Annotated in this window: 23 protein-coding genes and 1 riboswitch; of the genes, 15 read left to right on the top strand and 8 right to left on the bottom strand. The window is 62.8% G+C overall.

Features of this window, described 5'->3' with window-relative positions; genetic code table 11:
• Nucleotides 1-189: 189 nt before the first annotated feature.
• The 4 genes from HV675_RS00475 to HV675_RS00460 form a co-directional block, all read right to left on the bottom strand.
• On the bottom strand, nucleotides 190-609 hold the full coding sequence (locus HV675_RS00475) for a DUF1801 domain-containing protein (RefSeq protein ID WP_175108773.1): 420 nt from the start codon (nucleotides 607-609) through the stop codon (nucleotides 190-192).
• 98 nt (nucleotides 610-707) lie between these two features.
• On the bottom strand, nucleotides 708-2198 hold the full coding sequence (locus tag HV675_RS00470) for a CHASE2 domain-containing protein (RefSeq protein WP_246270027.1): 1491 nt from the start codon (nucleotides 2196-2198) through the stop codon (nucleotides 708-710).
• Nucleotides 2199-2291: 93 nt separating this feature from the next.
• Nucleotides 2292-2909 (bottom strand): OmpA family protein, encoded by a 618-nt coding sequence (locus HV675_RS00465; RefSeq protein WP_175108771.1) that lies wholly within the window; start codon nucleotides 2907-2909, stop codon nucleotides 2292-2294.
• Complete coding sequence (locus tag HV675_RS00460; protein WP_175108770.1) at nucleotides 2906-3373, bottom strand: FecR family protein; 468 nt, start codon at nucleotides 3371-3373, stop codon at nucleotides 2906-2908. Before HV675_RS00460 ends, HV675_RS00465 begins: the two co-directional genes overlap by 4 nt.
• Before the next feature lie 402 nt (nucleotides 3374-3775).
• On the opposite strand from HV675_RS00460, the gene HV675_RS00455 reads away from it, so the two are divergent.
• Nucleotides 3776-4102 (top strand): HdeA/HdeB family chaperone, encoded by a 327-nt coding sequence (locus tag HV675_RS00455; RefSeq protein WP_175108769.1) that lies wholly within the window; start codon nucleotides 3776-3778, stop codon nucleotides 4100-4102.
• A 168-nt stretch (nucleotides 4103-4270) separates the two neighbouring features.
• Here HV675_RS00455 and HV675_RS00450 read toward each other — a convergent pair whose 3' ends face one another.
• Complete coding sequence (locus tag HV675_RS00450; protein WP_175108768.1) at nucleotides 4271-5332, bottom strand: LacI family DNA-binding transcriptional regulator; 1062 nt, start codon at nucleotides 5330-5332, stop codon at nucleotides 4271-4273.
• 103 nt (nucleotides 5333-5435) lie between these two features.
• Between HV675_RS00450 and HV675_RS00445 the strand changes: the two genes are divergently transcribed.
• The 13 genes from HV675_RS00445 (at nucleotide 5436) to HV675_RS00385 (ending at nucleotide 22869) form a co-directional block, all read left to right on the top strand.
• Nucleotides 5436-6608 carry a fatty acid desaturase family protein gene (locus HV675_RS00445; protein ID WP_175108767.1) on the top strand — a complete coding sequence of 391 codons (1173 nt, stop codon included), beginning with the start codon at nucleotides 5436-5438 and terminating at the stop codon, nucleotides 6606-6608.
• A gap of 34 nt (nucleotides 6609-6642) precedes the next feature.
• Nucleotides 6643-6951 carry a non-heme iron oxygenase ferredoxin subunit gene (locus tag HV675_RS00440; RefSeq protein ID WP_175108766.1) on the top strand — a complete coding sequence of 103 codons (309 nt, stop codon included), beginning with the start codon at nucleotides 6643-6645 and terminating at the stop codon, nucleotides 6949-6951.
• A 738-nt stretch (nucleotides 6952-7689) separates the two neighbouring features.
• Complete coding sequence (gene yfiR, locus HV675_RS00435) at nucleotides 7690-8196, top strand: regulatory sequestration protein YfiR (RefSeq protein ID WP_175108765.1); 507 nt, start codon at nucleotides 7690-7692, stop codon at nucleotides 8194-8196.
• A complete protein-coding gene (gene dgcN / locus HV675_RS00430; protein WP_175108764.1) occupies nucleotides 8193-9473 on the top strand; it encodes a diguanylate cyclase DgcN/YfiN in 1281 nt (426 codons plus the stop codon). The genes yfiR and dgcN overlap by 4 nt, the downstream gene beginning before the upstream one ends.
• 21 nt (nucleotides 9474-9494) lie before the next feature.
• Nucleotides 9495-10034 carry an outer membrane lipoprotein YfiB gene (gene yfiB, locus HV675_RS00425; RefSeq protein ID WP_246270023.1) on the top strand — a complete coding sequence of 180 codons (540 nt, stop codon included), beginning with the start codon at nucleotides 9495-9497 and terminating at the stop codon, nucleotides 10032-10034.
• Between the two features lie 356 nt (nucleotides 10035-10390).
• Nucleotides 10391-10882 (top strand): type VI secretion system tube protein TssD, encoded by a 492-nt coding sequence (gene tssD / locus HV675_RS00420; protein WP_175108762.1) that lies wholly within the window; start codon nucleotides 10391-10393, stop codon nucleotides 10880-10882.
• A gap of 3 nt (nucleotides 10883-10885) precedes the next feature.
• Complete coding sequence (locus HV675_RS00415) at nucleotides 10886-11368, top strand: DUF2778 domain-containing protein (RefSeq protein WP_175108761.1); 483 nt, start codon at nucleotides 10886-10888, stop codon at nucleotides 11366-11368.
• Complete coding sequence (locus HV675_RS00410; RefSeq protein WP_175108760.1) at nucleotides 11365-11649, top strand: hypothetical protein; 285 nt, start codon at nucleotides 11365-11367, stop codon at nucleotides 11647-11649. The genes HV675_RS00415 and HV675_RS00410 overlap by 4 nt, the downstream gene beginning before the upstream one ends.
• 112 nt (nucleotides 11650-11761) lie before the next feature.
• Nucleotides 11762-11855, top strand: a riboswitch (cobalamin riboswitch).
• Between the two features lie 264 nt (nucleotides 11856-12119).
• Entirely contained in the window at nucleotides 12120-13214 is a 1095-nt protein-coding gene (locus HV675_RS00405; protein WP_175108759.1) for a porin, read from the top strand.
• Nucleotides 13215-13641: 427 nt separating this feature from the next.
• Nucleotides 13642-14907 carry an efflux RND transporter periplasmic adaptor subunit gene (locus tag HV675_RS00400; RefSeq protein WP_175108758.1) on the top strand — a complete coding sequence of 422 codons (1266 nt, stop codon included), beginning with the start codon at nucleotides 13642-13644 and terminating at the stop codon, nucleotides 14905-14907.
• A 41-nt stretch (nucleotides 14908-14948) separates the two neighbouring features.
• Nucleotides 14949-18056 (top strand): efflux RND transporter permease subunit, encoded by a 3108-nt coding sequence (locus HV675_RS00395; protein ID WP_175108757.1) that lies wholly within the window; start codon nucleotides 14949-14951, stop codon nucleotides 18054-18056.
• Nucleotides 18053-21394, top strand: a complete 3342-nt coding sequence (locus HV675_RS00390) for an efflux RND transporter permease subunit (protein WP_175108756.1) — start codon at nucleotides 18053-18055, stop codon at nucleotides 21392-21394. The genes HV675_RS00395 and HV675_RS00390 overlap by 4 nt, the downstream gene beginning before the upstream one ends.
• Nucleotides 21391-22869: an efflux transporter outer membrane subunit gene (locus tag HV675_RS00385; protein ID WP_377700758.1), complete on the top strand. Its 1479-nt coding sequence runs from the start codon at nucleotides 21391-21393 to the stop codon at nucleotides 22867-22869. Before HV675_RS00390 ends, HV675_RS00385 begins: the two co-directional genes overlap by 4 nt.
• 84 nt (nucleotides 22870-22953) lie before the next feature.
• Here the strand turns inward: HV675_RS00385 and HV675_RS00380 are convergent, their stop codons facing one another.
• Both HV675_RS00380 and HV675_RS00375 read right to left on the bottom strand, forming a co-directional pair.
• A complete protein-coding gene (locus tag HV675_RS00380; protein WP_175108755.1) occupies nucleotides 22954-23730 on the bottom strand; it encodes a sulfite exporter TauE/SafE family protein in 777 nt (258 codons plus the stop codon).
• A 46-nt stretch (nucleotides 23731-23776) separates the two neighbouring features.
• Complete coding sequence (locus tag HV675_RS00375; protein ID WP_281364000.1) at nucleotides 23777-24118, bottom strand: DUF4087 domain-containing protein; 342 nt, start codon at nucleotides 24116-24118, stop codon at nucleotides 23777-23779.
• Here HV675_RS00375 and HV675_RS00370 point away from each other — a divergent pair.
• Complete coding sequence (locus HV675_RS00370) at nucleotides 24108-24254, top strand: hypothetical protein (RefSeq protein ID WP_175108753.1); 147 nt, start codon at nucleotides 24108-24110, stop codon at nucleotides 24252-24254. The genes HV675_RS00375 and HV675_RS00370 overlap by 11 nt on opposite strands.
• Before the next feature lie 302 nt (nucleotides 24255-24556).
• On the opposite strand, the gene HV675_RS00365 is transcribed toward HV675_RS00370, so the two are convergent.
• Nucleotides 24557-25462, bottom strand: a complete 906-nt coding sequence (locus HV675_RS00365; RefSeq protein ID WP_175108752.1) for a pirin family protein — start codon at nucleotides 25460-25462, stop codon at nucleotides 24557-24559.
• Between the last annotated feature and the right edge of the window lies 1 nt (nucleotide 25463).

Raw genomic sequence — 25463 nt, 5'->3', positions numbered from 1 at the left:
ACATCCCCTGGAGTGGTGACAGCCAGACACACAATATGCACCCGGACAGCGGGCGCCGGCATTCGGGCAACATCCGATATGCCGATCCTTGTTCGACTACATGGTTCGCTGAACTGTAATTCGCAGGCAGCAGAATTCCAAGGGCGCTGCACGCCGGACCAGGGCAATCACCAGGAGCCCGCTGCCGCTTCAGGCCGTTTTACTTTTATGCGCTTTCGAATGCGTGTCCGCGCGGGCATTCTTCTTGAGCTTCGTCCGGTTGTACTCGATGGCGGCGCGAACGAGTTGCTTGAGCGCGCGCTCGTTGATTGCCTCGCCTTCGAAAAAATCGATTGCGCGTCTCGCATTGCCTTCGAGGCCGGCATTGAAAATCTTCTCCGGGTCCGGCAGATGCGCGCCGTGCGCAAAGGTCAGCTTGACCTTCCCCTTATGCGCGTTGGCAACCGCGATCATGCCGTCACGCGACCACACCGGGCTGCCCATCCATTTCCACTCCTCGACGATGCCGTCGTCCGCCGCGAGAATGCACTTGCGAATGCCGGCCAATGTCTTACCGCGCCAGTCCGCGATACCTGCGATCAGTTGATCGATCTGTGCCGATGGATTCATGGATGCTCAAGCCTTGAATACGCGTGAACGATCCCGAATGATAGGCCGAACGGCCGCAGGCAAGCCGCTTTGCATGGCGCGGTTCGCGAGAACCCACATTATTTCGAACTTCGATGTATGCGTTTCCAGCGCGCCAATGCGCCGTCGAATACCTTCCCGGCGCCGGTCTTCCCGCTGTTACGCACCTGCTCGCGCGCCGCATCCTGTCTCTTTTGTGCTTCGTCTTCGAGCAACGCGGTCGAGAAAAACGAGCCCATCACGACAGACTCGATGATAAAAATCGAAGCCGCATCGATAAGCAAGCCAAAGTACCTGAACACCAGCACGCAACTCAGCAGCAACAGCAGATTCAGCGCAATGCCGAGAATGGCCGACGACTTCGGGACCGCCCGAATGAATACCGCAAGCCGCGAATCGGTGCGCGGCACGTACCAGATAATCAGCATCCCGAACGCGATGATAAACAGGCTTTCGCCCAGTTTCAGCCAGGCCGGGCGCTGCAGGAAACGTCCGTCGAAGATCGTCTCGATGACCTGAGCCTGAACTTCGATACCCGGCACCAGTTCGCCCAGCGGCGTCGCGCGTATGTCGGTGAGGCCCGTGCCCGTGAGGCCGACCAGCACCAGTTTGTTGCGCATGCGCTCCGCACCGGCCTTGCGTTGCATCACATCGACGGCGGACACATAGCGGTTCTGCGTCGCGCGGATCGACGCGAAGTGCAGCCATATTTCGCCATTGGGCTGCGTGGGCACCTGCACGTCCGCCACGCCGACCGCCTGCACGCCCGATGGATACGCGAACACTTCGACCAACGGCGAAGCGGTCGCGACGCGCAGCATTTCCACCGGCATGCCGGGCACGAGCTTGTTGCCAAGGCCCATGATCAACGGAACCCGCCGGACCGTTCCCTGTTCGAGCGCCACGTTCAGCATCGCCTGACCGTGCGCCGCGGCCTGCAATTCGGGCAGGCTCGCGAGCACATAGTCGAAGCGCAGCACGCTCTCGAGCGGATCGGTGCCGTGCACGAGAATCGGTGCACTGCGCAAATCGGTGCTCGTGTCCGCCGTGGCGTGCGCGGACGCCGCTGCGCCCAGCACGGATGGCGCCGCGCGCAGCGATCGCGCCAGTATCGCCTCGTGGCTCGGCAGCGCGCGCAAGCCGGCCGCAAGCGCGGCCGCCGACGCGGGCAGATTCCCGGCGACCTTGTCGGGCGACGTTTGATCGGCCTCCGGCATATAGATGTCGAGACCGATCGCGAGCGGCTTTTGCGCGGCGATCGCGTCGATCAGGTTCGCCAGCCGGTTGCGCGGCCACGGCCATTGACCGGCCGCGGCAAGCGTCTTGTCGTCGATCGCGACGATGATGACCGGCTGTGAAGCCGGCACACGCGGAAACCAGCGCTGAAAGTGATCGAACAGAAGCTGCCGCGCCGAGCCAAACGAGTCCGGCAAGATCCGGTCATAGGTGTCGATCCACGCTGGCCGCGGAATACCTTGAGGCCACTCGCTGCAGAAGTTGAGCGCGCTCAAGCCAAGCAGCACGGCGAACGCCATCGGACGCCCGCTGTACGCCCTCGGCAATTTCTTCACAAAGGTAAGCCATGAGTCGCGCAAGCGTTTCATGTCAGCCAGAGCAGATCGATGTCGGGCGCGGGCTCCAAAGGAGCATGCGCGCACTGTTCACTATTGAATGGTGATCACCACGCGCCGGTTCGCCTGGTTCGGAACGCCGTCCGGCGTGCGCACGAGCGGCTCGCGTTTGCCCCGGCCCGCGGTCTCGATTTGCTGCGCAGGAATGCCCGATTTGACGAGAAACGCCGCCACGGTCTGCGCGCGCCGCATCGACAGCTTGTCATTGAATTCCTGCGAGCCTGCCATATCGGTATGACCGACTACCGTAAGATGCGGCGCAGGCCACGTCGCCAGGGTCGTCTTCAGCTTCGCGACCGTCGCGGATGACTCGGGCGCGAGATCGGTTGCCGAGTCGAACAGGAAGTTGATCGTGAACGTAGCCGGCCGCGGCGGCTGTGCAGCAAGCAGTTGCGCATAGTGTGCCTGCACGGTCGCCGGACTGTCCATCGATGCCTGAATCGCACCGCCCTGTGCGACGTCGACGCTTGCGTAAGGCTTGTCCAGCACTTGCGTCTGCGTCGCGCTGCGTACCACGACCGATCCGGCGCTGCCGTCCGGGTTCGGCAATAAGGTGATCTTGTCGCGCGGCGTGCTGCAGGCGGACAGCAAAAGCAGCACCGCAACGGTCGCATTGAACGGAAGCCAGCGTCGCGAAGTCGCGGCCTTCAACGCGCCCCCTCCCCTTCGCCGCCGACTTCGATGATAAATTCCGTGCCGCGTACGCCAAGCGTCGTGGTCGGCGTGCTGTAACGCACCGCGGCGGGATTGTTCCTGGCGATCTTGCCGTCGACCACCGCTAGCGAACCGCGCTTGATCGTTGCATCGAGCGCGCCTTCATAGGTGGTCGTATTGAACGCGAAGTTGTTGAGTTCGAGCGTCGAGCCGGCGCCCTCTGAAAGCAGCGTGTTGTCGTGCAAGGTAATGCCGACGGAAGAATCGGCTCCTGTGACAATGCGGTCGCCGCTGTACACCTCGCTGCCGACGGCCGCGTCCAGATTTTTTCCGCCCCGTTCGATATGCACGGCGCCCTTGACGGTCTTCACGATGCCGATCACATCGGCCGCACACGCATCGACAGCAGGCAGACACCCGCACGCGAGAATCAGCGCATACCTGATGACCTGGCTTCGCATAGGCGATCACCGTAATAACAGGTGCAGCGTGGTGCTTCGGATTGGACGCGGTGTTCCGGCTATCGAAAGAGCATAGTGTCGTTCGCCCGATCGCTCTGTGCGCTAACGCGCATATCGCCCGCTGCCGGGCATGCGTTTAGCAGACGTCGGGATACCGCAACGTGCTCGACAAACTTAAACCCTCGCATTTCGCACAAGGCTGACGCGATATGGGACCAAAGTCCAATTGTTTTATCAGCGGCCGCGTCAATACTGCACGATGGCAATTCAGTGCGCGTGGCGCCCGATCTACGCTCGACGTGCAAGAGCCGAAGTCACCCCCTTGTGTCCAACCCAGGGTGTTCAACCGTGGCGGGTCGTAGCCAGCACCGGTTGCTGCCCGACTCATTCCGGGAGTACCAGATGAACCGCAAAGCAATTGTCGCCTGCCTGCTCGGTGCGGTGGCGGCCATGCCCGCATTCGCGCAAAACGCCCAAAAGACCAATCCGACAAAGATGAAATGCGAAGATTTCATCGCGGTGGATGAAGCCTACCGTCCCGCGGTCGTCTACTATCTCGCAGGCGTCGACAGACTCGGCGTCACCGAAACCGACACGATGACGGTCGATACCGCGACGCCGGTCGCCGCATTGGTCGCCGAATGCCAGAAGACGCCGAAAGCGTCGCTCCACACGAAGGTGCGGCAAATGTACAAAAGCGGCCAGCTCAAACTTTTCGAGCACCACTAAGCGCGCATCAAGCGAAATGCGGATTCTGCTGAAGATACACCGGCATAAGTCTTTGCATGGCTGGTCCGGACGGGGCGCCGCGCTCGCGGCGTCGCAGTCGCACCTTGACCTCGTGCGCGGCGTCGACAGACGGGCTCTTTAGAACGCCGCGGTCACCAGACCTTCGATTTATCCGCCCAGATACCCGCTCTCCCTGACGTTCGCCGAACAGAACACCCTGAACTCCACAGGCTCGGCGTGCGGCGCCTCGTGCACCATTGCACACGCATGCAACACGTGTTGCAGTGCCGAGATCACCTGCCCGTCCGGGTCCTGGTCGATGACGATATCCATCACGCCCGCATCGATAAAAGCACGATGCTGGTCGAGCATCTCATGCCCGACCCATACGACCTTGCCCGCAACGTCGAACTTGTGTAACGCAGCGTCGATGCCCGCGGAGCCGTAGCCGGTGTTATAGATGCCGACCAGCCCGCCTCGTTTGAGCGCGGCACTCACGGCACGAAAGCTGCGATCGTCCTGGTCGAGGGTCTGGTCCGCGGCGATCTCGCACGTCAGTTGCGTAAACCGCCCGGCAAGTTGCGCGCGGCAGCCTTCGACACGATCGACATGGGCGCGGTAATCGAGCCGGGCCGGCAGCAGCAACACCCTGCCTGGCTGACGCGCGAGGCGTCCGATGAAGTAGCCGGCCGTACGGCCGGCACGCAGGTTGTCGATACCCGCGTAATGCAGACGCTCGATGCCGCCGACGTCCGTGACCATGGTGATCACCGCTTCGCCGCGTGCAATGGCCGCCGCGAGTGCGGCGCGCACGGGCGGCGTATCGTGCGTCGTGACGATCAGCGCCGCGCGCCGGTAGCCCGCCTGCGCAAGCGTTTTCGGCAGACGCGCTTCGTCGGCTGCGGACATCAGCGTGCGATGCACGACGACACGCCTGTCAAGCATTTGCATCGAACGCTGCACTGCGTCACGCAGACGGCGAAAAAACGGCGCATCGCTATCGGGCAGGAGAATGTCGATATGAATCAGGCCGTGCTGCGTATCCGGCAGCAGGCGCGGCAGCGCCAGTTCGCGCGCCGCGACGACGACCCGCTCGCGCGTTTTCGGCGAGACGCTGCCCCGCTCGTTCAACACCCGGTCGACGGTGGCCGTACTGACGCCGGCCCGCTCGGCAATTTCAACGAAGCGCGCGGTGCGCTTGCGCCATCGCGGCGCGGTTTCGCTGGACACATCGTCTCCTTGCCCGTCGCTCCCGGCGACGCACTGTTTCGTACGCTAGAAGATTGACGAAATTTCGTCAATCTTTCAGTTGAGCGGGATGAGGCCGTCAATTATGGTGATCACACGCCCCGCGCGCTGCACGGCGCGCGAATGCAACGGCGATTCAAAAGAGCCCAAGGAGACACACGTGGCCCACACGGAGACGAATGGCGAGACCGATGCGCACGCAACGTCCCGCACGGCGCGGCACGACGCGTACCGGCTTGTCGGCGGCGCCGGCGAACGCGCGAGGGCGGCGGGCCTCGTCAATGCCGACTGGTACAAGTGCCCGGTGCCGCGCGCGGTGATGAAACAATTGATGCAGCGCAGCGATGCACGCGCGATACGCGACACGCTGATCTGGTATGCGGCGATCGTCGCGAGCGGCGTTGCCGCGTGGTTCGCGTGGCACGCGCATTCGCTGTGGGCGATTCCCGCCTTCTGGCTGTACGGCACGCTCTATTGCAGCCCGGCGGATTCGCGCTGGCACGAGTGCGGACACGGCACCGCATTCAGGACACGCTGGATGAACGACGTGCTCTATCAAATGGCTTCGTTTCAGATATTCCGGCGAGCCACGGTGTGGCGCTGGAGTCACGCGCGCCATCATACGGATACGCTGATCGTCGGGCGCGATCCGGAAATCGCCGCGCAAAAACCCACCGACTGGCTCGGGCTCGCGCTCAGCGTATTGGCGATCAAGCATGTCGCCAATGAATTGCCGAAGATGATCGGCGCCGCATTCGGCCGCATCGGCGCCGCGGAAGAGACCTTTGTTCCGCCCTCCGAACGGCCGAAGGTGATCCGCGAAGCGCGTATGACGCTATCCATCTACGTGGTCGCGATTGCCGCGTGCGCGTATTTCCGCACGCTGTTGCCGCTGCTCTATATCGGGCTGCCAAGCTTGTATGGCGGATGGCTGTACCTGTATTTCGGTCTTACGCAGCACGCGGGCATGCCCGAGAACGTGCTCGACCATCGACGCAACTGCCGCACCGTGCGGATGAATCCGGTGTTCCGCTTTCTTTACTGGAACATGAACTACCACGTCGAACATCACATGTTTCCGATGGTGCCGTTTCATGCGTTGCCGCAATTGCACGAGACCGTGAAAGCGGACATGCCGCCGCCGTATCGCAGCACCATTGCGGCCTACGCGGAGATCATTCCGGCACTGGTACGGCAAACGCGCGACCCTTCGTATGCCGTGGACCGGCCGGTGCCGGACACAGCCGCGCGCGCCTGATCCGATCCGCCAATACACAACCCGGGAGACATCCATGACGCAGTGGCTCGATGCAGCGGCACTCGACGATATCGAAGACGAAGACGTGATGCGCTTCGATCATGCTGGACACACGTACGCGATCTATCGCGTCGACGGCCACGTGTATGCGAGCGACGGACTCTGCACGCACGAACATGTGCATCTGAGCGACGGGTTCGTGATGGGCCATGTGATCGAATGCCCGAAGCACAACGGCCGTTTCGACATCCGTGATGGCCGGCCGCTGTGCGCGCCGGTCTGCGAAAAACTGAAGACCTATCCGGCGAAGGTGGCAGACGGCCGTATTCTGATCGAGGTCTGAAGCCATGGCATCCGGGCGTTCGATGGCGATCGTCGGCGCCGGACACGTCGGCGGCCGCGCGGCGCAGACATTACGCGCGGAACGCTAATGGACAACATCGTCAAGCTGCAGAGCCTGCTCTGAGTCACGGCGAATCGTTTAACGATTCCAGACAACCCTGCCTAAGACGCCCGCATTTGCTCATTCCTTTAAGGCCAGGCCCAATTATTGGGCAATACCGTTCAGCGCGAAGCGGGCTTCGCCCCTCATCCACACGACAACGTCTCGACACCCTTTGAGCATACTGGTCGCAAGCGTGCCAGAATGCATGGCAAAATTGCGCACGCCGCTGCCGCATCGGATGTCCAGACCAAAAAATCCGCATAGTCGTTTGCCGCTTTAAAAGCGTTGCCACGCTCACGACTGGCCGGAACAATGGCTTGGCATATGGATGTATCAATATCGCGCAATAAAGCCGTATCGCCGTGGCGCGACATGCCCGGCGTACTTCGCGCGAGGCTGTTCAAGCAGGCTCGTACGCTTCACTCAGGGGAAGCGCACGAGCCTGATCGTTATCACGTCGACCTCCACGCCTGGCCGATCTCCGGACGGCGCCTGGTGTGGTACGACCTACTGTTCCGCTGCTGAACGGCTGCGGCATCCAGGCCACGACGACATATTGTGCAGAGAGAGAAAGAACGTACCATCGCACGCGCAAAGCTCAGTGGCAAAGCCAGCGCCTGGATGAGCAGCCTGCTTATGTCCATCTTCGCCATCCCGAGCCATGCGCAAAGTACGGTGTCCAATGGGTCGCCGCTCGAGCAGGACTCCGCCGCCCGGCAAGTCGTGCTCGGCATTATCAGCTTCACGCATTGGCCGGCCCCGCCGAATCCGGTTCGGTTATGCATCGTGGGCAGCACACGATTCGCACTCGAAAGCGGCGCAGCGCCGCTTTCGCCGCCGGCGCCGGACGTGGTCACGCGCAATGTTTCGGCAGACGACCCGGCGCTCGGCAGCGCATGCGACGCGCTGTATATGGGCAAGCTGTCGGAGGCCGAGCGCCGGCAAGTCGACACAAACCGCGCGGGGCACCCGATTCTTACCATCAGTGACAACGACAGTACGTGTACGCTCGGCGCGATGTTTTGCCTGAGCGCCGATAGAAATCGCGTCAAGTTCGATATGAATCTGGACAGCGTGGCACGCAGCGGTGTGCGTGTGAGCCCGAAAGTGCTGGAGCTCGCGCGCAAACGGAGCACACCATGAAGCCACGCATCGTTACGCGCTATGCGCAGGCGCACCCCGTTGTCGCGCCGCGCCCTTCGCTCGAGCGCGTGCTGCGTCGAACCTATATGCGGCTCGCGGTTTCGGCCGTGGCGCTCGCGGCCGTGTGCATCGTTTTCGTCGCGTGGACCGTACTGCGCGCCTACGCGAACGACAATCTGACACTGCTGGCGCGTTCGATCGCTTATACGGTGGAGGCAGCGGTCGTATTCAACGACAAACCCGCGGCTCAGGACGCGATTGCGCAGATTGCCGGCAATGAGGATATTGCCGACGTGCGCATTATCGACACGCACGGCGCAATCTTTGCAAATTGGCAACGTACGGGCGACGGACCGCTTTCACGCTGGGTACACCGTGTTGCGGACCTCGCGCTGCCCGGCGGCGTGAGCGTGCCGGTGACGCACGACGGCAAGGTGCTCGCGAGAATTCGCGTGCGCGGACGCGGACATCAGTTCGCGATCTTCCTCATCGGCGGAATCGGCGGGGTGCTGGTCTGTCTCATCATCATTCTCGGCGCGGGGACGCTGATCGCACGGCAAATGCATCGCGACATTGTCGAGCCCTTGCGGGCGCTTGCCGAAGTTGCGCATGCGGTGCGCCGCGACCGCGCGTTCAGCCGGCGCGTGGAGGCCACACCGATTGCGGAGCTGCACGAACTGGGCGACGACTTCAACGCGCTGCTCGACGAATTCGAAGTCTGGCAGCATTCGTTGCGCGAGCAGAACGCGACGCTCAGCCACCAGGCCAATCACGACCGTCTGACCGGCCTGCCCAACCGCGCGCACTTCGAGTCGCGTCTCGAGCAGGCCCTCCGCGACGCGCGCGCGCTGGGTACGGCGGTGGGTCTGCTGTATATCGACAGTGACCGCTTCAAGGAAATCAACGATACGCTCGGCCATGATGCCGGCGATGCGGTGCTCGTGACGATTGCATCCCGGCTGCGCGCTACGCTGCGAAAAGACGATCTGGTCGCACGCCTCGGCGGCGACGAATTTGTCGCGCTGCTACCCGGCCTCGACCGCGAGGAAAATGCAACCCGCGTTGCGCAGGCATTAAGTGAATCGATGCTCGCGCCGATAACCCTACCAGGCGGCCGTGAAGTGACGACCTCGGTCAGCATCGGTATTGCGCTGTTCCCGCTGCATGCACATGACGTCGCAAGCTTGCTGCGTATGGCGGATACCGCGATGTACGAGGCCAAGCGTACCGGCAATCGCGCCTGGCAGATAGCAAGAGAAAACAGCAACTCGCAGTGACACACGCAAATGGGGATTGAAGTGGAATGCATCGTTGATGGAACACGCGGTAGAAGCAGAAACATAGCAAGCGGGTATCTGGCGGTTCTGACGGCGGGCTTGCTGCTGGTGCTCGCGCTGCTGGCCGGATGCCAGAGCACGCCGCCGAAGCACGGCTTGACCGCCGCGCAGATCGCGGCGCTAAAGGAAGCGGGCTTTCACGAAACCGACGAGGGCTGGGAATTCGGCATCAGCGACAAGGTGCTGTTCGAGACCGACAAGTCCGAGATTCAACCTGCCGCACGCGATGTCATTTCGCATGTCGCGTCGACGCTGCTCAAGGTCGGCCTGTCGACGGTGCGCATTTACGGTTACACCGATTCAACGGGCAGCGACGCCCATAACGAACGGTTGTCCCAACAACGAGCGAACGCGGTGACCGATGCGCTGGTCGGCGCGGGCATGGCGCGCGATGGCCTCACATCGATCGGCGAGGGCAAATCGCATCCGGTCGCGGACAATGGCACGGCCGAAGGCCGGGCGCAGAATCGCCGCGTGGCGATTGTGATTTCGACGAATTGAGCCTTTGCGGCTGTTTCGTTCAATAAACGGCTCGACCCGACGTGGGCTTGCCGTCGCTGCACGTATATCGATGAACAAGCGCCCTCGCTTGCATGGGCAAGCGATGGGCGTCTCCCCTCTTTAGCCGACGCTCCCTCATTACGCCTGCCTGCGCCTGCGCAATCCGCGTTGCAAACGTGGACCCTTGTCGCGGCTGCAAACGGCGCGGCAGCGACCGCCCCTCTCCGTTCTCCATGCATCTGACGACAGGCGATTCAAGCTTGCGACAGTTTTTTACATCGCGCGCCAGGACGCATGCTAAAAGTCGGCGCCGGTACTACTGATTTCAACCGGCATCAGACAGGAGAACAGTAACGATGGGGACTCCCTTGCACCTCTGGCTTACCGATGATGGAGACACGCCGATTCGCGGCGGCAGCGAAGTATCCGGACGAGAGGGAAGCATTGAAGTACTGAGCTTGACGCACGGCGTGGACGCACCCGTCGATCATCACACCGGCAAGCTCATGGGCACGCACTCGCATCGGTCGATGACTTTCGAAAAGGAAATAGACCGGTCATCGCCGCTGCTTTATCAAGCCATCGTGCGCGGAAACACGCTCAATAGCGCGGTGCTCCGGTGGTATCGGACAAACGACGCCGGACAGGAGGAGAACTACTTCACGATGTCGATGAAAAACGTGAAGCTCGCGTCAATCGCGCCGAGGCTGAAAAACATCAAGGAGCAGGAACATGTGCACCGCAACCACTTCGAAATTGTCGAACTGCGGTATGGCGAAATAACGTGGAACTATCACGACGGCAATCTGCTGTTTGCCGATACGTGGCGCACCGTCCAGGCGGGGTGAGCCATGTCTGTACAGTGCACGTTCAGGTTGAACGGCCAGTCGACGTCGACGCTTTATTGTTCGGGGTTTGGGAGCGTTGCGGCGTACTCGGGGCAGATGGATGCCATCGATGACCCGCGAGCGGTGGCCATTCCCGATATCGGGCCGCTCCCTCCGGGAAAATATTATCTGCTTGACAGGCGTTCAGGTGGGCGCTTCGGGTGGCTTCATGACTGGCTTTCGGAAATGAACGTCGTCACGACCGACCGCTCGAAGTGGTTCATGCTCTGGAATGAGCGAACAGGCGACTCAACCTTTATCAATGGTGTCAAACGGGGGGAATTCCGTTTACACCCGGAAGGTCAGAGACGGGTTAGCAAAGGCTGTATCACTGTGAAGTCACGCGAGGAGTTTGATAGGCTCGAACGTCATATCAGATCGCGGCCACCCGATGTTCCTGTACCCGGTACGAACGATAAGGCGTACGGAACGGTGGTGGTCCAATGAAAAGAACACTGCGTGCCCTCACTTTCGTCACACTCACCTACCTCGTCGGAGGAGTCGCCGCCAACGTCTACCTGGAATGGCCCGCCCCGATGCCCAACTGGCTTTTCTATTCGACGATGTTCGTGTTACGCGTCGTTGGAATCGGACCAGAGAACAATACGGACGACGCGGAGGTCATGGCAACGCTAATCGTCGCCTGCCTCTCATGGACCCTCACCGGAATCGCCCTATGGCTGCTCGGACGCGCGGTGCGCCGCTGGCGAACCAGAACTACGACGTGACGCCAGGCCGCAACACCGCTTGGACAATCCCCTTTCTTCCGTTATGCTTTCAACCAATTGCAAAGCCGTCAGCAATCGCACTCAACACAGCATCATCCGCTGAACGAAGCCCGGAAGCCGGTGTGAGCCCGGCGCGGTCGCGCCACTGTATCTGCCTCATTGCGTCGTGCCTGAATCGCTATTGCGACGCCGTCGAGTCAGGAGCCAGACCTTGCTTCGTTCCTGTATCGGACCAACCGGGGCGCGAAACCCCACGGAGCCGCTCATGAATCTCACTCTCCATTCCGGCCGGCGGCAAGGCCCAAGCCCGGGCCCGGCAATCTGCCCGAACAGCATTTCAATCAGTCCAGTCGGCTGATCACGACTCCCGCACCTCGTGGTGGCCTGTGCGACCCACCCGCTCCCTCGCAATACAACGCGCGGGAAATGGCCGTACTCGTCCGTCCAGTTGACCTAGCGCTCTCACCGACATGAACCGATTGCTCTGCTGCTCTCTCGCGGGAGCCTACATCGCGACTCAAAGCACCACAGCCGGCGCGCAAAGCGTCACGCTTTACGGTGAACTCGACGCCGGCCTTGCGTACGTCAGCAACGTGAACGGACACACGCAATACCGCGCAACCTCCGGGCTCATCGACGGCAGCTTCTGGGGTCTGCAAGGCACCGAAGCGCTCGGCGACGGCACGCAGGCGCTCTTTCGCCTCGAGCGCGGCTACTCGGTGAGCTCCGGTGAACAATTCAACGACCATCCAGCCTACGTCGGACTCCAATCCAACCCGTTCGGCACATTGACGCTCGGTCATCAATACGACCTGGTGCACGATTACTTCGCGCCCTTTACGCTGACCGGTGGCACCGGCGGCACCGCCTTCGCGCATCCATTCGATAACGACAACGCCAACAACTCGTACCTCGCGGCCAACTCGGTCAAGTATGCGAGCGCATCTTATGGCGGGTTCAGCTTTGGCGGCATGTATGCGTTCTCCAACGCCGCCGGGCGCTTCGCGCAAAATCGCGCATACGGTATCGGCGCGAATTACGCGAACGGCCCATTCAGCGCCGGTGCGTCGTGGATGCATAACAACGGGCGCGGCCTCACCGAAAACGGCGCATTCGAAGCGGCATCGCTTCCGGGCGTCGACCAACCGGTCGTCGACGCAAGCGCGCAAAAGCAGGACACCATCGCCGCGGGCGCGAGCTATGTGATCGGCGACGTCACGCTCGCCGGCGCGTGGTCGCGCGCAATCTATACCGGCGTGGCCGATACCGATAGCGGCGCCGCGTTGCCTTCCATCGCGTTCAGCAACTATGAAATCAGCGCGATCTGGTCCGTCACGCCCACCATCGCGCTGGCCGGCATGTACGTGTACACGGACGCATCGTCGACGCACTGGCATCAGGGCGCGCTGCAAGCTGTGTATCAGTTGTCCAAACGCACCGACGTCTATGCGGAAGCGATCTACCAGCGCGCATCGGAAAACGGCCTCGCGGTGATCAACACCAACGACCCATCCAGCAATCGCAACCAGGTGCTCGTTGCGACCGGCATTCGCCACCGGTTCTAAATGAAAGCGGCGCACGGCGCCGCCCTTCTCCACGCGCGGTCAAACCGCGGCACGCCCGCCGTGCCGTTCAACCGGGACGGCACGGCGCCGTCGCGCCCGTTCAATCCGTCTTTACTCATTACACCGCGTTACACGATTTCTGCGTCCACCCCATGCGACCGGTTAAAGTGTTGGGTCTTGCCGATGCCGAGCGTATTTCTGACAAATCGTAAGGTGTACGTGCGGTATATAACATCATCCTATGCATTTCGAGTGCGGGCTCACGCGTCATTCGAAAGCTGGCTTTCATTCTCGATCCAGGTTGGGACGGGGCGCTCCCGCTGAACGGAGAACCAATCATGAGAACCCGTATGCAACATCATTATTCCCCGCTCGGCATCGGCCGCTGCGAACCGGCGCGCGCGCCAGGGTTCCGTCATCCGTGCGCATGTGCATCTGCGAGGCGCCCGTGAACGCAGTGTCGCCTCCGCAAACCAGGCCGAAACGCCGCGGCCTGATCGCGATCATCGTCATCGCGATCGTGTTGATCGCCGTCGTCGTGTTCCATCTGCTGCATGGCAAGAAGCCGCAACGCGGCACGCCGCCGCAAGTCGTCACGGTCGCAACCGCCACCGCCGGCGTGATGCCGGAGACGCTCAGCGCGCTCGGCACGATCACGCCGATCGCCACCGTCACCGTGCTGCCGCAATTGAGCGGCTACCTGACCGCCGTCGGTTATCGCGAAGGGCAGGACGTCGAGAAAGGCCAGTTCCTCGCCCAGATCGACCCGCGGCAGTTCGAGATCAGCAAACAGCAGGCACAGGCGCAACTCGCGAAAGACAAAGCGGCGCTTGCGCAGGCGCGCGCCGATCTCGTGCGATTCACGCAGCTGAACGAGCACAAGTCGATCGCCGAACAAACCTACGTCGACCAGCAATTTCTCGTGCAGCAGGACGAAGCCGCAGTCAAGGCCGACCTCGCCAATATCGCGCAGTTCGATCTCGACCTGATCTACTGCCATATCACCGCGCCGATTTCCGGCCGTATCGGCCTGCGGCTGATCGACCCGGGCAACTTCGTCACCGCGTCGAGCCAGCCGGGCATCGCAGTCATCACGCAAATGAAACCGACCACCGTCGAATTCACGGTGCCGCAAAACTCGCTCGATCACGTGCTGCGCCGCTTCAATGCCGGCGCAAAGCTGCCCGTCACCGTCTATAGCAGCGACAACTCGAAGAAGCTCGCCACCGGCGCGCTCTATACGATCAACAACCAGATGGCGACCGCGACCGGCACGGTCACGCTGCGCGCGAGCCTGCCGAACGACGACGAAGCGCTCTTTCCGAACGAGTTCGTCAACGTCACCCTGCTCGTCGATACGCTGCAGAACGCGGTGCTCGTGCCGACGGCAGCCGTGCAAACCGGCGCGCCCGGCGACTACGTCTATCTGGTGAACGACAACAACACGGTATCCGTGCACAAGGTCGTGCCCGGGCCGACCAGCGGCGCGAATACGGCGATCACGTCGGGCCTGACAGCCGGCCAGCGTGTCGTCACCGACGGACTCGACCGCTTGTCGGACGGCGCGCATATCCGGGCCGCCGCCGCGCGGACCGTGCCGGCGAGCGGCGCGCGCGGCGCCAATGCGGCGACGGGTGAATCGGGCGCGTCGGGCGCCCGGGCCGCGTCGGAAGCGGCAGCGCAAGACTCCTGAGCCAACCGATCAGCCATACCTGAGCCGCCCTTCCCGCGCCGATGAATTTCTCCCGCCTGTTTATCCTGAGACCGGTAGCCACGTCGCTGCTGATGATCGCGCTCGTGCTAGTCGGTCTCGTCGCCGTGAAATTCCTGCCGGTTTCATCGCTGCCGTCGGTCGACTACCCGACGATCCAGGTGCAAACCTTCTACCCCGGCGCGAGCCCTCACGTGATGGCGACCACCGTGACCGCGCCGCTCGAGGTGCAGCTGGGCGAGATTCCCGGCCTGCAGCAGATGATCTCCTACAGCTCGGAAGGCGCATCGATCATCACGCTGCAGTTCGACCTGTCGCTGAATCTCGACGTCGCACAGCAGAACGTGCAGGAAGCCATCAACGCGGCGAACAGCTTTCTGCCGGCCGGCCTGCCCGCGCCGCCGACCTACGCGAAGGTGAACCCGGCGGACCAGCCCATCCTCACGCTCGCCGTCACGTCGAAGTCGATGTCGCTCACGCAGCTGGAGGACGTCGCCAACAATCGCCTTGCAACGAAGATTTCCGAAGTGCAAGGCGTGGGTCTCGTCACGACCGCGGGCGGCAACGTCCCCGCCGTGCGCGTCGAAGCCGATCCGCAAAAGCTGGCCGGATACGGGCTGAATATCGACGACCTGCGCACGCTGCTCGCGAACATCAACGTCAGCCAGCCGAAAGGCAACTTCGACGGCCCGGAGCTCGACTATACGATCAACGGCAACGATCAGATCGTCGACCCGGCCGACTATATGAACTCGGTGATCGCCTATCAGAACGGCGCGCCGGTGTTTCTGCGCGACGTCGCGCGCGCCAGCCAGGCGCCGCAGGACGTCGAGCGCGGCGCATGGTTCAATCGCACGCCGGCGATCGTGCTGAACATCCAGCGTCAGCCGGGCGCAAACGTGATCCGCACGGTCGACCAGATCATGCAGCAGTTGCCGAAGCTCGAAGCGACGCTGCCGGCCGGCATGAAAGTGACGGTCGTCTCGGACAGCACCGGCGTGATCCGCTCGTCGGTGCGCGACGCGGCCTTCGAACTGATTCTCGCCATCGTGCTCGTGGTCGCGGTGATTTTCGTGTTCCTGCGCAATGTGCCGGCGACCATCATCCCGAGCATTTCGGTGCCCGTCTCGCTGATCGGCACGCTCGCGGTGATGTACCAGCTCAACTATTCGATCGACAATCTGTCGCTGATGGCGTTGATTATCGCGACCGGCTTTGTGGTCGACGACTCGATCGTGATGATCGAGAATATCGTGCGCTACCTCGAGGAAGGCATGAGCCCGCTCGAGGCCGCGCTGCAAGGCGCCGGGCAGATCGGCTTCACCATTCTGTCGCTCACCATCTCGCTGATCGCGGTGCTGATTCCGCTGCTCTTCATGGGCGGCGTGATCGGCCGGCTCTTCAGCGAATTCGCGATCACGCTTGCGGTGACGATCGTACTATCGGCGGTCGTGTCGCTCACGGTCGTGCCGATGATGTGCGCCCGCATTCTGCGCGCGCAGGCGCACCGCCACCCGAGCCGTTTCGAGCGCATCAGCGAAGGGCTGTTCGACAAGACGCTCGCCGCATACGAGCGCGGCCTCAGGTGGGTGCTCGATCATCAGACGCTGACGCTCGTCGTCGCGCTCGGCACCGTCGCGCTGACGCTGATTCTCTACGTCGTGATACCGAAGGGGCTGTTCCCGGTGCAGGACGTCGGCGTGCTGCAAGGCATCAGCGTGGCGGACAACACGGTGTCGTACCCGGCGATGGTCCAACGCCAGACCGCGCTCGCGCAAGCGATTCTGAAAGACCCCGACGTCACGTCGATCACCTCGTACGTGGGCATTGACGGCACCAACACGTCGCTGAACAACGGCCGCTTCCTGATCAACCTGCGTGCGCGCGACGACCGCTCGCTCAGCGCAGACGAAATCGGCCGCCGCATCCAGCAGGAAACGGAGAAGGTGCCCGGCATCCGGCTCTATGTGCAGCCCGAGCAGGACCTGACGCTCGACACGACCGTCTCGAAGAGCCAGTACAACTTCGTGCTGCGCGGCCTGAGCGAAGAAGCCTTCCAGCAATACGTGCCCGCGCTGATCGACAAGATGAAACAGGTGCCGTCGATCACCGACGTCGCGAGCGACCTCAACGTGAACGGCCTCGGCGTCTATGTCGACGTGAACCGGCAACTGGCGGCGCGCTACGGGATCACCGCGGCGACCATCGACAACGCGCTCTACGACGCACTCGGCCAGCGCATCGTCTCGACAATCTTCCAGCAGTCGGACCAGTACCGCGTCATTCTTGTCGCGAAGCCTGAATCGATGCCGGACATCCGCTCGCTCGGCAACCTGTATCTGCCGAGCCAGACGGGCAGCAGCGGACAGGTGCAGCTGTCGGGCATCGCGACGATCCGTGTCGTGCCCACACCGCTGGTCGTCAGTCACCTCGCGCAGTTCCCGGCGGTGACGATCTCGTTCAATCTCGCGAAAGACGCATCGCTGAGCGCCGCGGTGCGCGCAATCCGCGATGCCGAGCAACAGGTGAAGCTGCCGTCGTCGATCACCACATCGTTCCAGGGCGCGGCGCAAGCGTTCGAAGATTCGCTGTCGAGCGAGGTGTATCTGCTGATCGCCGCGCTCGCCGCGGTCTATATCGTGCTCGGCGTGCTGTACGAGAGCTACATCCATCCGGTCACGATCCTGTCGACGCTGCCGTCGGCCGGCATCGGCGCGCTGCTCGCGCTGATGATCGCGGGCAGCGATCTCGACGTGATCGGCATTATCGGCATCGTGTTGCTGATCGGCATCGTGAAGAAGAACGCGATCATGATGGTCGACTTCGCGCTCGAAGCCGAACGCGTGCATGGCAAGACGCCGCGCGATGCGATCTTCGAGGCGTCGCTGCTGCGCTTCCGGCCGATCCTGATGACCACCCTCGCCGCGATGCTCGGCGCGCTGCCGATGCTGCTCGGCACCGGCACCGGTTCCGAACTGCGGCGCCCGCTCGGCCTCGCGATTATCGGCGGCCTGACGCTAAGCCAGGTGCTGACATTGTTTACGACCCCGGTCATCTATCTGTTCTTCGACCGGCTCGCGCAACGCTTCTCGCGCAAACGCCGTGAGGGCGAAGAGCGGAGCGCGCCGTGAACCTGTCGACGCTTTTTATCCGGCGGCCTGTCGCGACGAGCCTGCTGGCCGTCGCGATTCTGCTGTCCGGGTTTCTTGCGTATTTCCAGTTGCCGGTCGCCCCGCTGCCCAACGTCGCCTATCCGGTGATCGTCGTGCAGGCGATGATGGCGGGCGCGAGTCCGGAAACGATGGCCTCGACCGTCGCCGAACCGCTCGAGCGCCGGCTCAGCACGATTGCGGATGTCAACGAGCTCACGTCGACCAGCTATGTCGGTTCGTCGATGATCGTCGTTCAGTTCGGTCTGAACCGCGACATCAACGGCGCCGCGCGCGACGTCGAAGCGGCCATTCAGGCCGCGCGCGCCGATCTGCCGACCACCTTGCGCGCCAATCCGACCTATCGCCAGTACAACCCGGCGAGCGCGCCGATCATGGTGCTCGCGCTCACGTCGAACACGCTGACGAAGGCGCAGCTGTACGATTCCGCCGATTCCGTGATCCAGCAGCAGATATCGCAGATCGACGGTGTCGGCGAGGTGACCCTCGGCGGCGGTGCGTTGCCGTCGGTGCGCGTCGAACTGCAGCCAGGCAAACTGAATAGCTACGGCATCGGCCTCGAGGATGTACGCGCCGCGGTCAGCGCGGCCAACGCGGACAGCGCGAAGGGGCATATCGACCAGAACGGCCAGCGCTTTGAGATTCTGTCGAACGACCAGATCAGCAATGCGGCGCCCTATCGCGACGTCGTGATCGCGTATCGCTCGGGCGCGCCGGTGTTCTTGCGCGACGTCGCACACGTGATCGATTCGAACGAAAACATCCGCAACGCCGGCCTCTACAACGGCAAGTCCGCGGTGCTGGTCATTCTCTACCCGTTGCCGGGCAGCAACGTCGTGAAGACCGTCCAGGAGATCAAGGCGCGCCTGCCCGAAATCGAAGCGGCGCTGCCTGGCGCAGTGCACATCAACATCGCGCTCGACCGCTCGGAATCCATTCGCGCGTCGACCGCGGACACCGAACGCACGCTCTTTCTGGCGGTGCTGCTGGTCATCGGCGTGGTATTCGTGTTTCTGCTGTCGCCGCGTGCGACACTGATTCCGGCCGTCGCGCTGCCGCTGTCGATCGTCGGTACGTTCGGGCCGATGTATCTGCTCGGCTACAGCATCGACAACCTGTCGCTGATGGCGTTGACCATCGGCACTGGCTTTGTGGTCGACGATGCGGTCGTGGTGCTGGAAAATATCGTGCGCCATATGGAAGCCGGCCTCGACCCGAAGGAAGCGGCGATCCGCGGCGCGGGCGAAGTAGGCTTCACGGTCGTCTCGATGAGCCTGTCTCTGATCGCCGTGTTCCTGCCCATCCTGTTGATGCCCGGCATCGTCGGCCTGCTGTTCCACGAATTCGCGGTCACGCTGTCGATCGCCATTCTGTTCTCGCTCGTCATCTCGCTGACCGTCACGCCGACGATGTGCGCCTATCTGCTGCGCCATGAACAGGCCGGTCACCCGCATTCGCGCGTGGCACGCTGGATCGACGCGCAGTTCGACCGCTTTCGCAACGCATACAGCCGCTCGCTCGATATCGTGCTCAACCATGCGCTGCTGGTCAGCCTGTCGCTGATCGCGCTGATTGTCGCGAACGTGTTTCTCGCGCGCCTGTTGCCCGCCACGTTTTTCCCTGAACAGGACACCGGCATACTGATCGGCCAGATCATCGCGGATCAGAGCATTTCGTTCAACGCGATGCAGAAGAAGCTCGCGCAATTGCAGGCGATCGTGCAGAAAGATCCGGCCGTGCAATCGGTGGCCGGCTTTACCGGCGGGCGCGCGCTCAACACGGCCAACGTGTTTATCGAACTGAAACCGCTTGCGCAACGGCATCTGTCCGCCGCGGCCGTCGTGAACCGGCTGCGGCCGAAGCTGAACGCGGTGTCCGGCGCGCGACTGTTCCTGCAGGCGCAGCAGGACTTGCGCATCGGCGGCCGGCAGTCGGCCGCCGAGTATCAGTACACGCTGACGAGCGACGACCCGGACGCGCTGTTCAAATGGGTGCCGAAGCTCGTGACCGAGCTCGGCAAATACCGCGGCCAGATTCTCGACGTCAATTCGGACCTGCAGCAAAACGGTCTGCAAGCGTACGTGAACGTCAGCCGCAGCACGGCGATGCGCTACGGCTTCGTGTCGAACCAGATCGACAACGTGCTCTACGACGCATTCGGGCAACGCACGGTATCGACGATCTTCAACCCGCTGAACCAGTATTTTGTGGTGATGGAAGTCTCGCCTGAATACTGGCAGCATCCGGAGTCGATCAGCAACATCTACCTCAGCACGGCGGCCGGCAACCCGAGCGGCACCCAGCAGACGCAGATGTCGAGCGCGATTGTCAGCGGCGTTCAGTCGCCGGTGGCGATTGCCGCGGCGGCGAGCTCGGCCGCGGGCACCAACGCGCTCAACGCGGACGCGGAAGCCAACTCGCAGACCAACAGCATTTCGAACAGCAAGGGCGGCAGCTCGAGCGGCAGCGCGGACAGCACGGCGGCCGAGACGATGGTGCCGCTCTCCGCGATGATGAGCTGGTCCAGCAGCCACACCGCGACGCAGGTCAACCACCAGAGCGGGCTGGTGGCCGGCACGGTGTCGTTCAACCTGCCGGCCGGCGGGTCGCTCTCCGTCGCGGACGACATCATCGTCAAGGCGTCGCACGATATCGGCATGCCCGCCTCGGTGCACGGCGCATTCGCAGGCGCCGCGCAGGCGTACGCGCAATCGATGGGCACCATGCCGCTGCTGATTCTCGCCGCGCTGCTGGTGGTCTATATCGTGCTCGGCGTGCTTTACGAGAATACGATCCATCCGCTGACCATTCTCTCGACACTGCCGTCCGCCGGCATCGGGGCCACGCTCGCGCTGCTGATTTTCGGCACGCCGTTCTCGGTGATCGCGATGATCGGCATCATTTTGCTGATCGGCATCGTGAAGAAGAACGGCATCATGATGGTCGACGTCGCGATCCAGCTGCAACGCAACGAAGGCATGGACGCGCGCGCCGCGATTCACTCCGCCGCCGTCGTGCGTCTGCGCCCGATCATGATGACGACCGCGGCCGCGGTGCTCGGCGCGTTGCCGCTCGCCATCGGCATCGGCCAGGGCGCGTCGCTGCGTCAGCCGCTTGGCGTCACCGTGATGGGCGGTTTGCTGCTAAGCCAGGTGTTCACGCTGTACACGACGCCCGTGATTTACCTCTACCTGGACCGCTTGCGTTCGAAGGTGGCGCGCTGGTCGGCGCGCCTGCCGTGGACCAACCGGCCCGCAACACGAAACGCATCGGACGCATCCGACACGAGCGCATCATGATGAATACGACCCGCACGCTACTCGCGGTATCGCTCGTCGCGTTGACGAGCGGCTGCATGGTCGGCCCCGACTACCATCGTCCACAGGTCGCCGTACCGGCGACATGGCAGGAGCTGCCGGGCTGGACGCAGGCGCAGCCCGCCGCCGAAGGCCCGAAAGGCGACTGGTGGACCGCCTTCAACGATCCGCTGCTCAACGAGCTCGAGCCGCAGGTCGAGGTATCGAACCAGACCGTGCGCCAGAGCTACGCGAACTACCAGCAGGCGCTGGCCGAAGTGCGCCTCGCGCGTGCGGGGCTGTTCCCGACGCTCGGTATAACCAGTTCGGTGACACGCGAACGCAGTCCGACCTCGACGTCCGGCAGTTCGTCGTTTCTTCCGCAAGGCGGCGGGGCGCGCATCAATACCGGCGGCTCGCTGGAAGCCGACGTGAGCTGGGTGCCCGATCTGTGGGGCCAGGTGCGCCGGCAGATCGAAGAAAATTCGGCGACCGCGCAAGCCAGCGAGGCGACGCTTGCGAACGCAACGTTATCGGAACAGATCGCACTGGCCAATGCGGTGATCGACCTGCGCATCACGGATGCGAATATCGATCTGCTCACGCAGACCGTGCAGGCCTTTAGCGAATTCCTGCGCGTGGTCACCGAACAGGACCGCGCGGGTACCGTGCCGCCGTCGAATCTGGTGTCGGCGCGTACCCAGCTCGAGAGCGCGCAGGCGAGCCTGATTGCGCTTGGCGTATCGCGCGCGCAATTCCAGCATGCGATCGCCGTGCTGGTCGGAAAGAATCCTGAAGAGCTGAGCGTTGCGCACAGCACCGCGTTGCCCGCACTGCCCGACATTCCGGCCGGTGTGCCGTCCACGCTGCTGCAGCGGCGCCCGGACATCGCCACGGCCGAGCGGCAGATGGCCGCCGCGAACGCGACCATCGGCATTGCGGTTGCCGCGTACTATCCGACCGTTTCGCTGTCGGCGCTCGATGGATTCACGCAGTCGCCGCTCGGCGGCCTGCTGCATATCAGCAATTACGTGTGGTCGCTCGGCGCCAGCGCGAGCGAAACGGTGTTCGACGGCGGCCAGCGCAGCGCGCAGGTGGCGGCCGCGCGCGCAAGCTATGACGCGTCGGTGGCCAACTATCGCGGCACCGTGCTGAACGCGTTCGAGAACGTCGAAAACGATCTGTCCGGCTTGCGCATTCTCGCCTCACAGTCGCAGGTGCTCGATGCCGCGGTGCAGGACGCGATTCGCGGCACGCAAATCGCGCTCGACGAATACCAGGCCGGCACCGTCGACTACACGACCGTCGCGACGGCCCAGGCGACGCAATTGAACGATCAGCAAAGCGCGTTGAATGTGCAGCAACAGCGGTTGCTCGACGCGGCTGCGCTGATCGGCGATCTGGGCGGCGGATGGTCCGGTGTGCTGCATGATCCGCAGCATCCGGTGGCGGCAGCGCCGGCTGCCGCGAGCCAGTGAGCGCGATGGCGGTTGCGGTGGCCGTGGCGTGACGGTCAGCGTCAGGCCGGAACCGTTTTGGCGCCGCTTCGCGCACAAAGCACGCTACACAATCGCCTTGAGGCTCGTATAGATCAGCCGCGCGCTGATCACGAGCAGAATCGCGCACGACAATTGATGGAAAAGCGTGGCGTTCAGCCGGCGGTTCAAGCGGATGCCCGCGTAAGTTCCGAGCACGGCGACGGGCGTAAGCAGAAGGCTTGTAAGCAACGTCGTGCGGGTGAAGAGGCCAAGCATCGAGAAGCTCATCAGCTTGGTGAGATTCACCGCCGCGAAAAATGCCGCCGTGGTGCCGGCGAAACAGCGATTGCTCAGTTTGAACGGCAACAGGTACATCGTCAGCGCCGGTTCGCCGGCGTTCGCCATAAAGCTGGTGAAGCCGGACGTGGCGCCCCAGAACAGCGAAGTAGCCGGCCGCGGAAGCGGGACGGCTTGCAGTGCGGTGCGACGCGCGCTCCAGGTACGACGCCGGACGAAATCGACGGAGATCACACCGACGGCGAGCCTCAGCCACGCGTCCCCAAGATGATGAATGGCGAGCGCGCCGAGACCGATGCCGACCAGCGCGGCGGGCATCGCCACGCGCAGTAACGGCCAGCTCCACTCTCCGCGGTATTGCCACAGCGCAACGAGATCCGTCAGGCAAAGAATGGGCAGAAGGATGGTGACCACCTGAGGCACGGGTACGCAGAGCGCCATCAACGGGACCGCCACCACGCCGAGGCCGAGTCCGAAGCCACCTTTCGAAAGACTGGTGAGCAGCAGAGCCGGAACGCTCAGCACGTAAAACCACACATTGTTGATCAGGAAAACATTCGACATCGCGCGATGCTGCAAGAGTCCAGTAAGGAGGCCGGGGACGGCAGGGCTACTGCTTGAGGTTTTTATCCCGCCGACAGGCCGATACAGGCTTCAGCCTGCCTCCCAGCACCTTCGTGATGTGCATCGTGGCCTGGTCGGTCTCGACCGACAGGCAACCGCATGCGTCGCCTTTGCGGGTGTCCGGCATATGAGCGAAGCCGTCCGCCTGCTGGTCGATCGACGCGATGGTCCATGTGCCGTCGCGATCCGACAGCGTCAGGCTGGACGGCATGTCGTTCTCGATCCATCCACAACGCGTTTGAGCGGCTATTGCAGGCTTCGGTAGAGAGAGCGCGATCAGCAGAAGTGCGATAAAACGCAGTGCGAAGGTGAAACTGATGCTTCTCATCGAACGAAATTTCCGGTTGCTCGCGCAGGGTTTTGCCGTCGATGATAATAAAACAAATTCGCATTTACCGCGCTGGAGCGAATGGTCCCACCGGCAATGGGTGGCGCTTTGCGGCCCTTTGTTCGAGGCAGAATGAAAGCTTGTCAACGCAACCAATGTGGTTGTTCACGCCGTTTGAATGGGGTCGAACGCGGGACCGCGCCATGACACACCCGGCGCGCGCTACGGAAAGAGGGAGTGGACCTGTACGCCCGCATACGAACCTTGCGGCCCGCAAGCAGCGTGGCGACTACTGGAATTGGCGCTGAACCGGGCGTCTCATAAGCGTGGCTTACGTTGGCTTACGTGGCTTGCCTGGTTTGCCTCGCAGCGAAGCACGCACGGCATAAAAGACGTCCGGAGGCGCGGCGCCATCGCGCAAGCCAATCACGGCCGTCGTCAGCAAACGCCCGTCTCCTTGCGTCGGCTTCGCATCTTTTGCATTGCGCTTTCCCATTGCTCGGCGCTGAGCCGCCCCTGCGCATTCAACTGTTCGCCGAGACTGGTAATCTCATCTTCCGCCCGCCGCATCGCAGCGGCGCTCGTATGCACTGACGAATGGCTTTCCACGATATCGTGCGGACTGAACGGCGCCGAACCGAGCATAAAGCTGCAATCGCTGCGTGCAACGAATTGCACGCTCGCAAACGAACGCTCGAATATGACCAGTTCGCCGGCGTCGATGGTTTGACCGGCGCCGAGCGACCCGGAACAGACCACCACCCACAAAACGTCGTGGCCGTCCGGCGGATCGTAGCGCCAGCTATCGCCTTCCCGCAGTTCGACGTACAGGCAGGTCGCAGGCACAGGCGTCGCCCATGCGCTTTCGGTGCCGTTCAAACGGCCCAGCAAGACTCGCGCAGCTCCTTCGGCCGGCGTCTGTTGCACATCGAGAAACGTTTCGCTCGGTTCGGCCAGTTCGTACTCCGGCGGCAATGCGAGCCACATCAGATAACAGCATGTCGAGCCGATCGTGTTAACCGGGCCGCCGTGCCAGATGCCGCGGCCGGCAACCAGCAGTTCCACCGCGCCGCGCTGCAGCGTTTTCGGCTTGCCGTTGCTGTCGACGCAACTCAGCGTGCCCTCGACGATCATCGCCAGCGACGCGATGCCCGAATGCGGATGCAGCGGGTAGATGAACGTGGCGCTTTCGGCAACCGCATAACGCGCAAGCATGACGAAGGGTTTCAGCGACTGCCCGAGGTCCGAAGGACTGACCAGTTGCGTGACCGGTCCGTTGGTACGGCCTTTCGTGCGCGTGGCAATCGCGCGTTGCCGATGTTGCATTTCGTTTTGCAAGTTCATC

This window comes from Paraburkholderia solisilvae (genome assembly GCF_902859875.1).
Classification (GTDB): domain Bacteria; phylum Pseudomonadota; class Gammaproteobacteria; order Burkholderiales; family Burkholderiaceae; genus Paraburkholderia; species Paraburkholderia solisilvae.
Note: the sequence above shows the minus strand (reverse complement) of the source record. Positions and strands in the feature narration are given on the sequence as shown.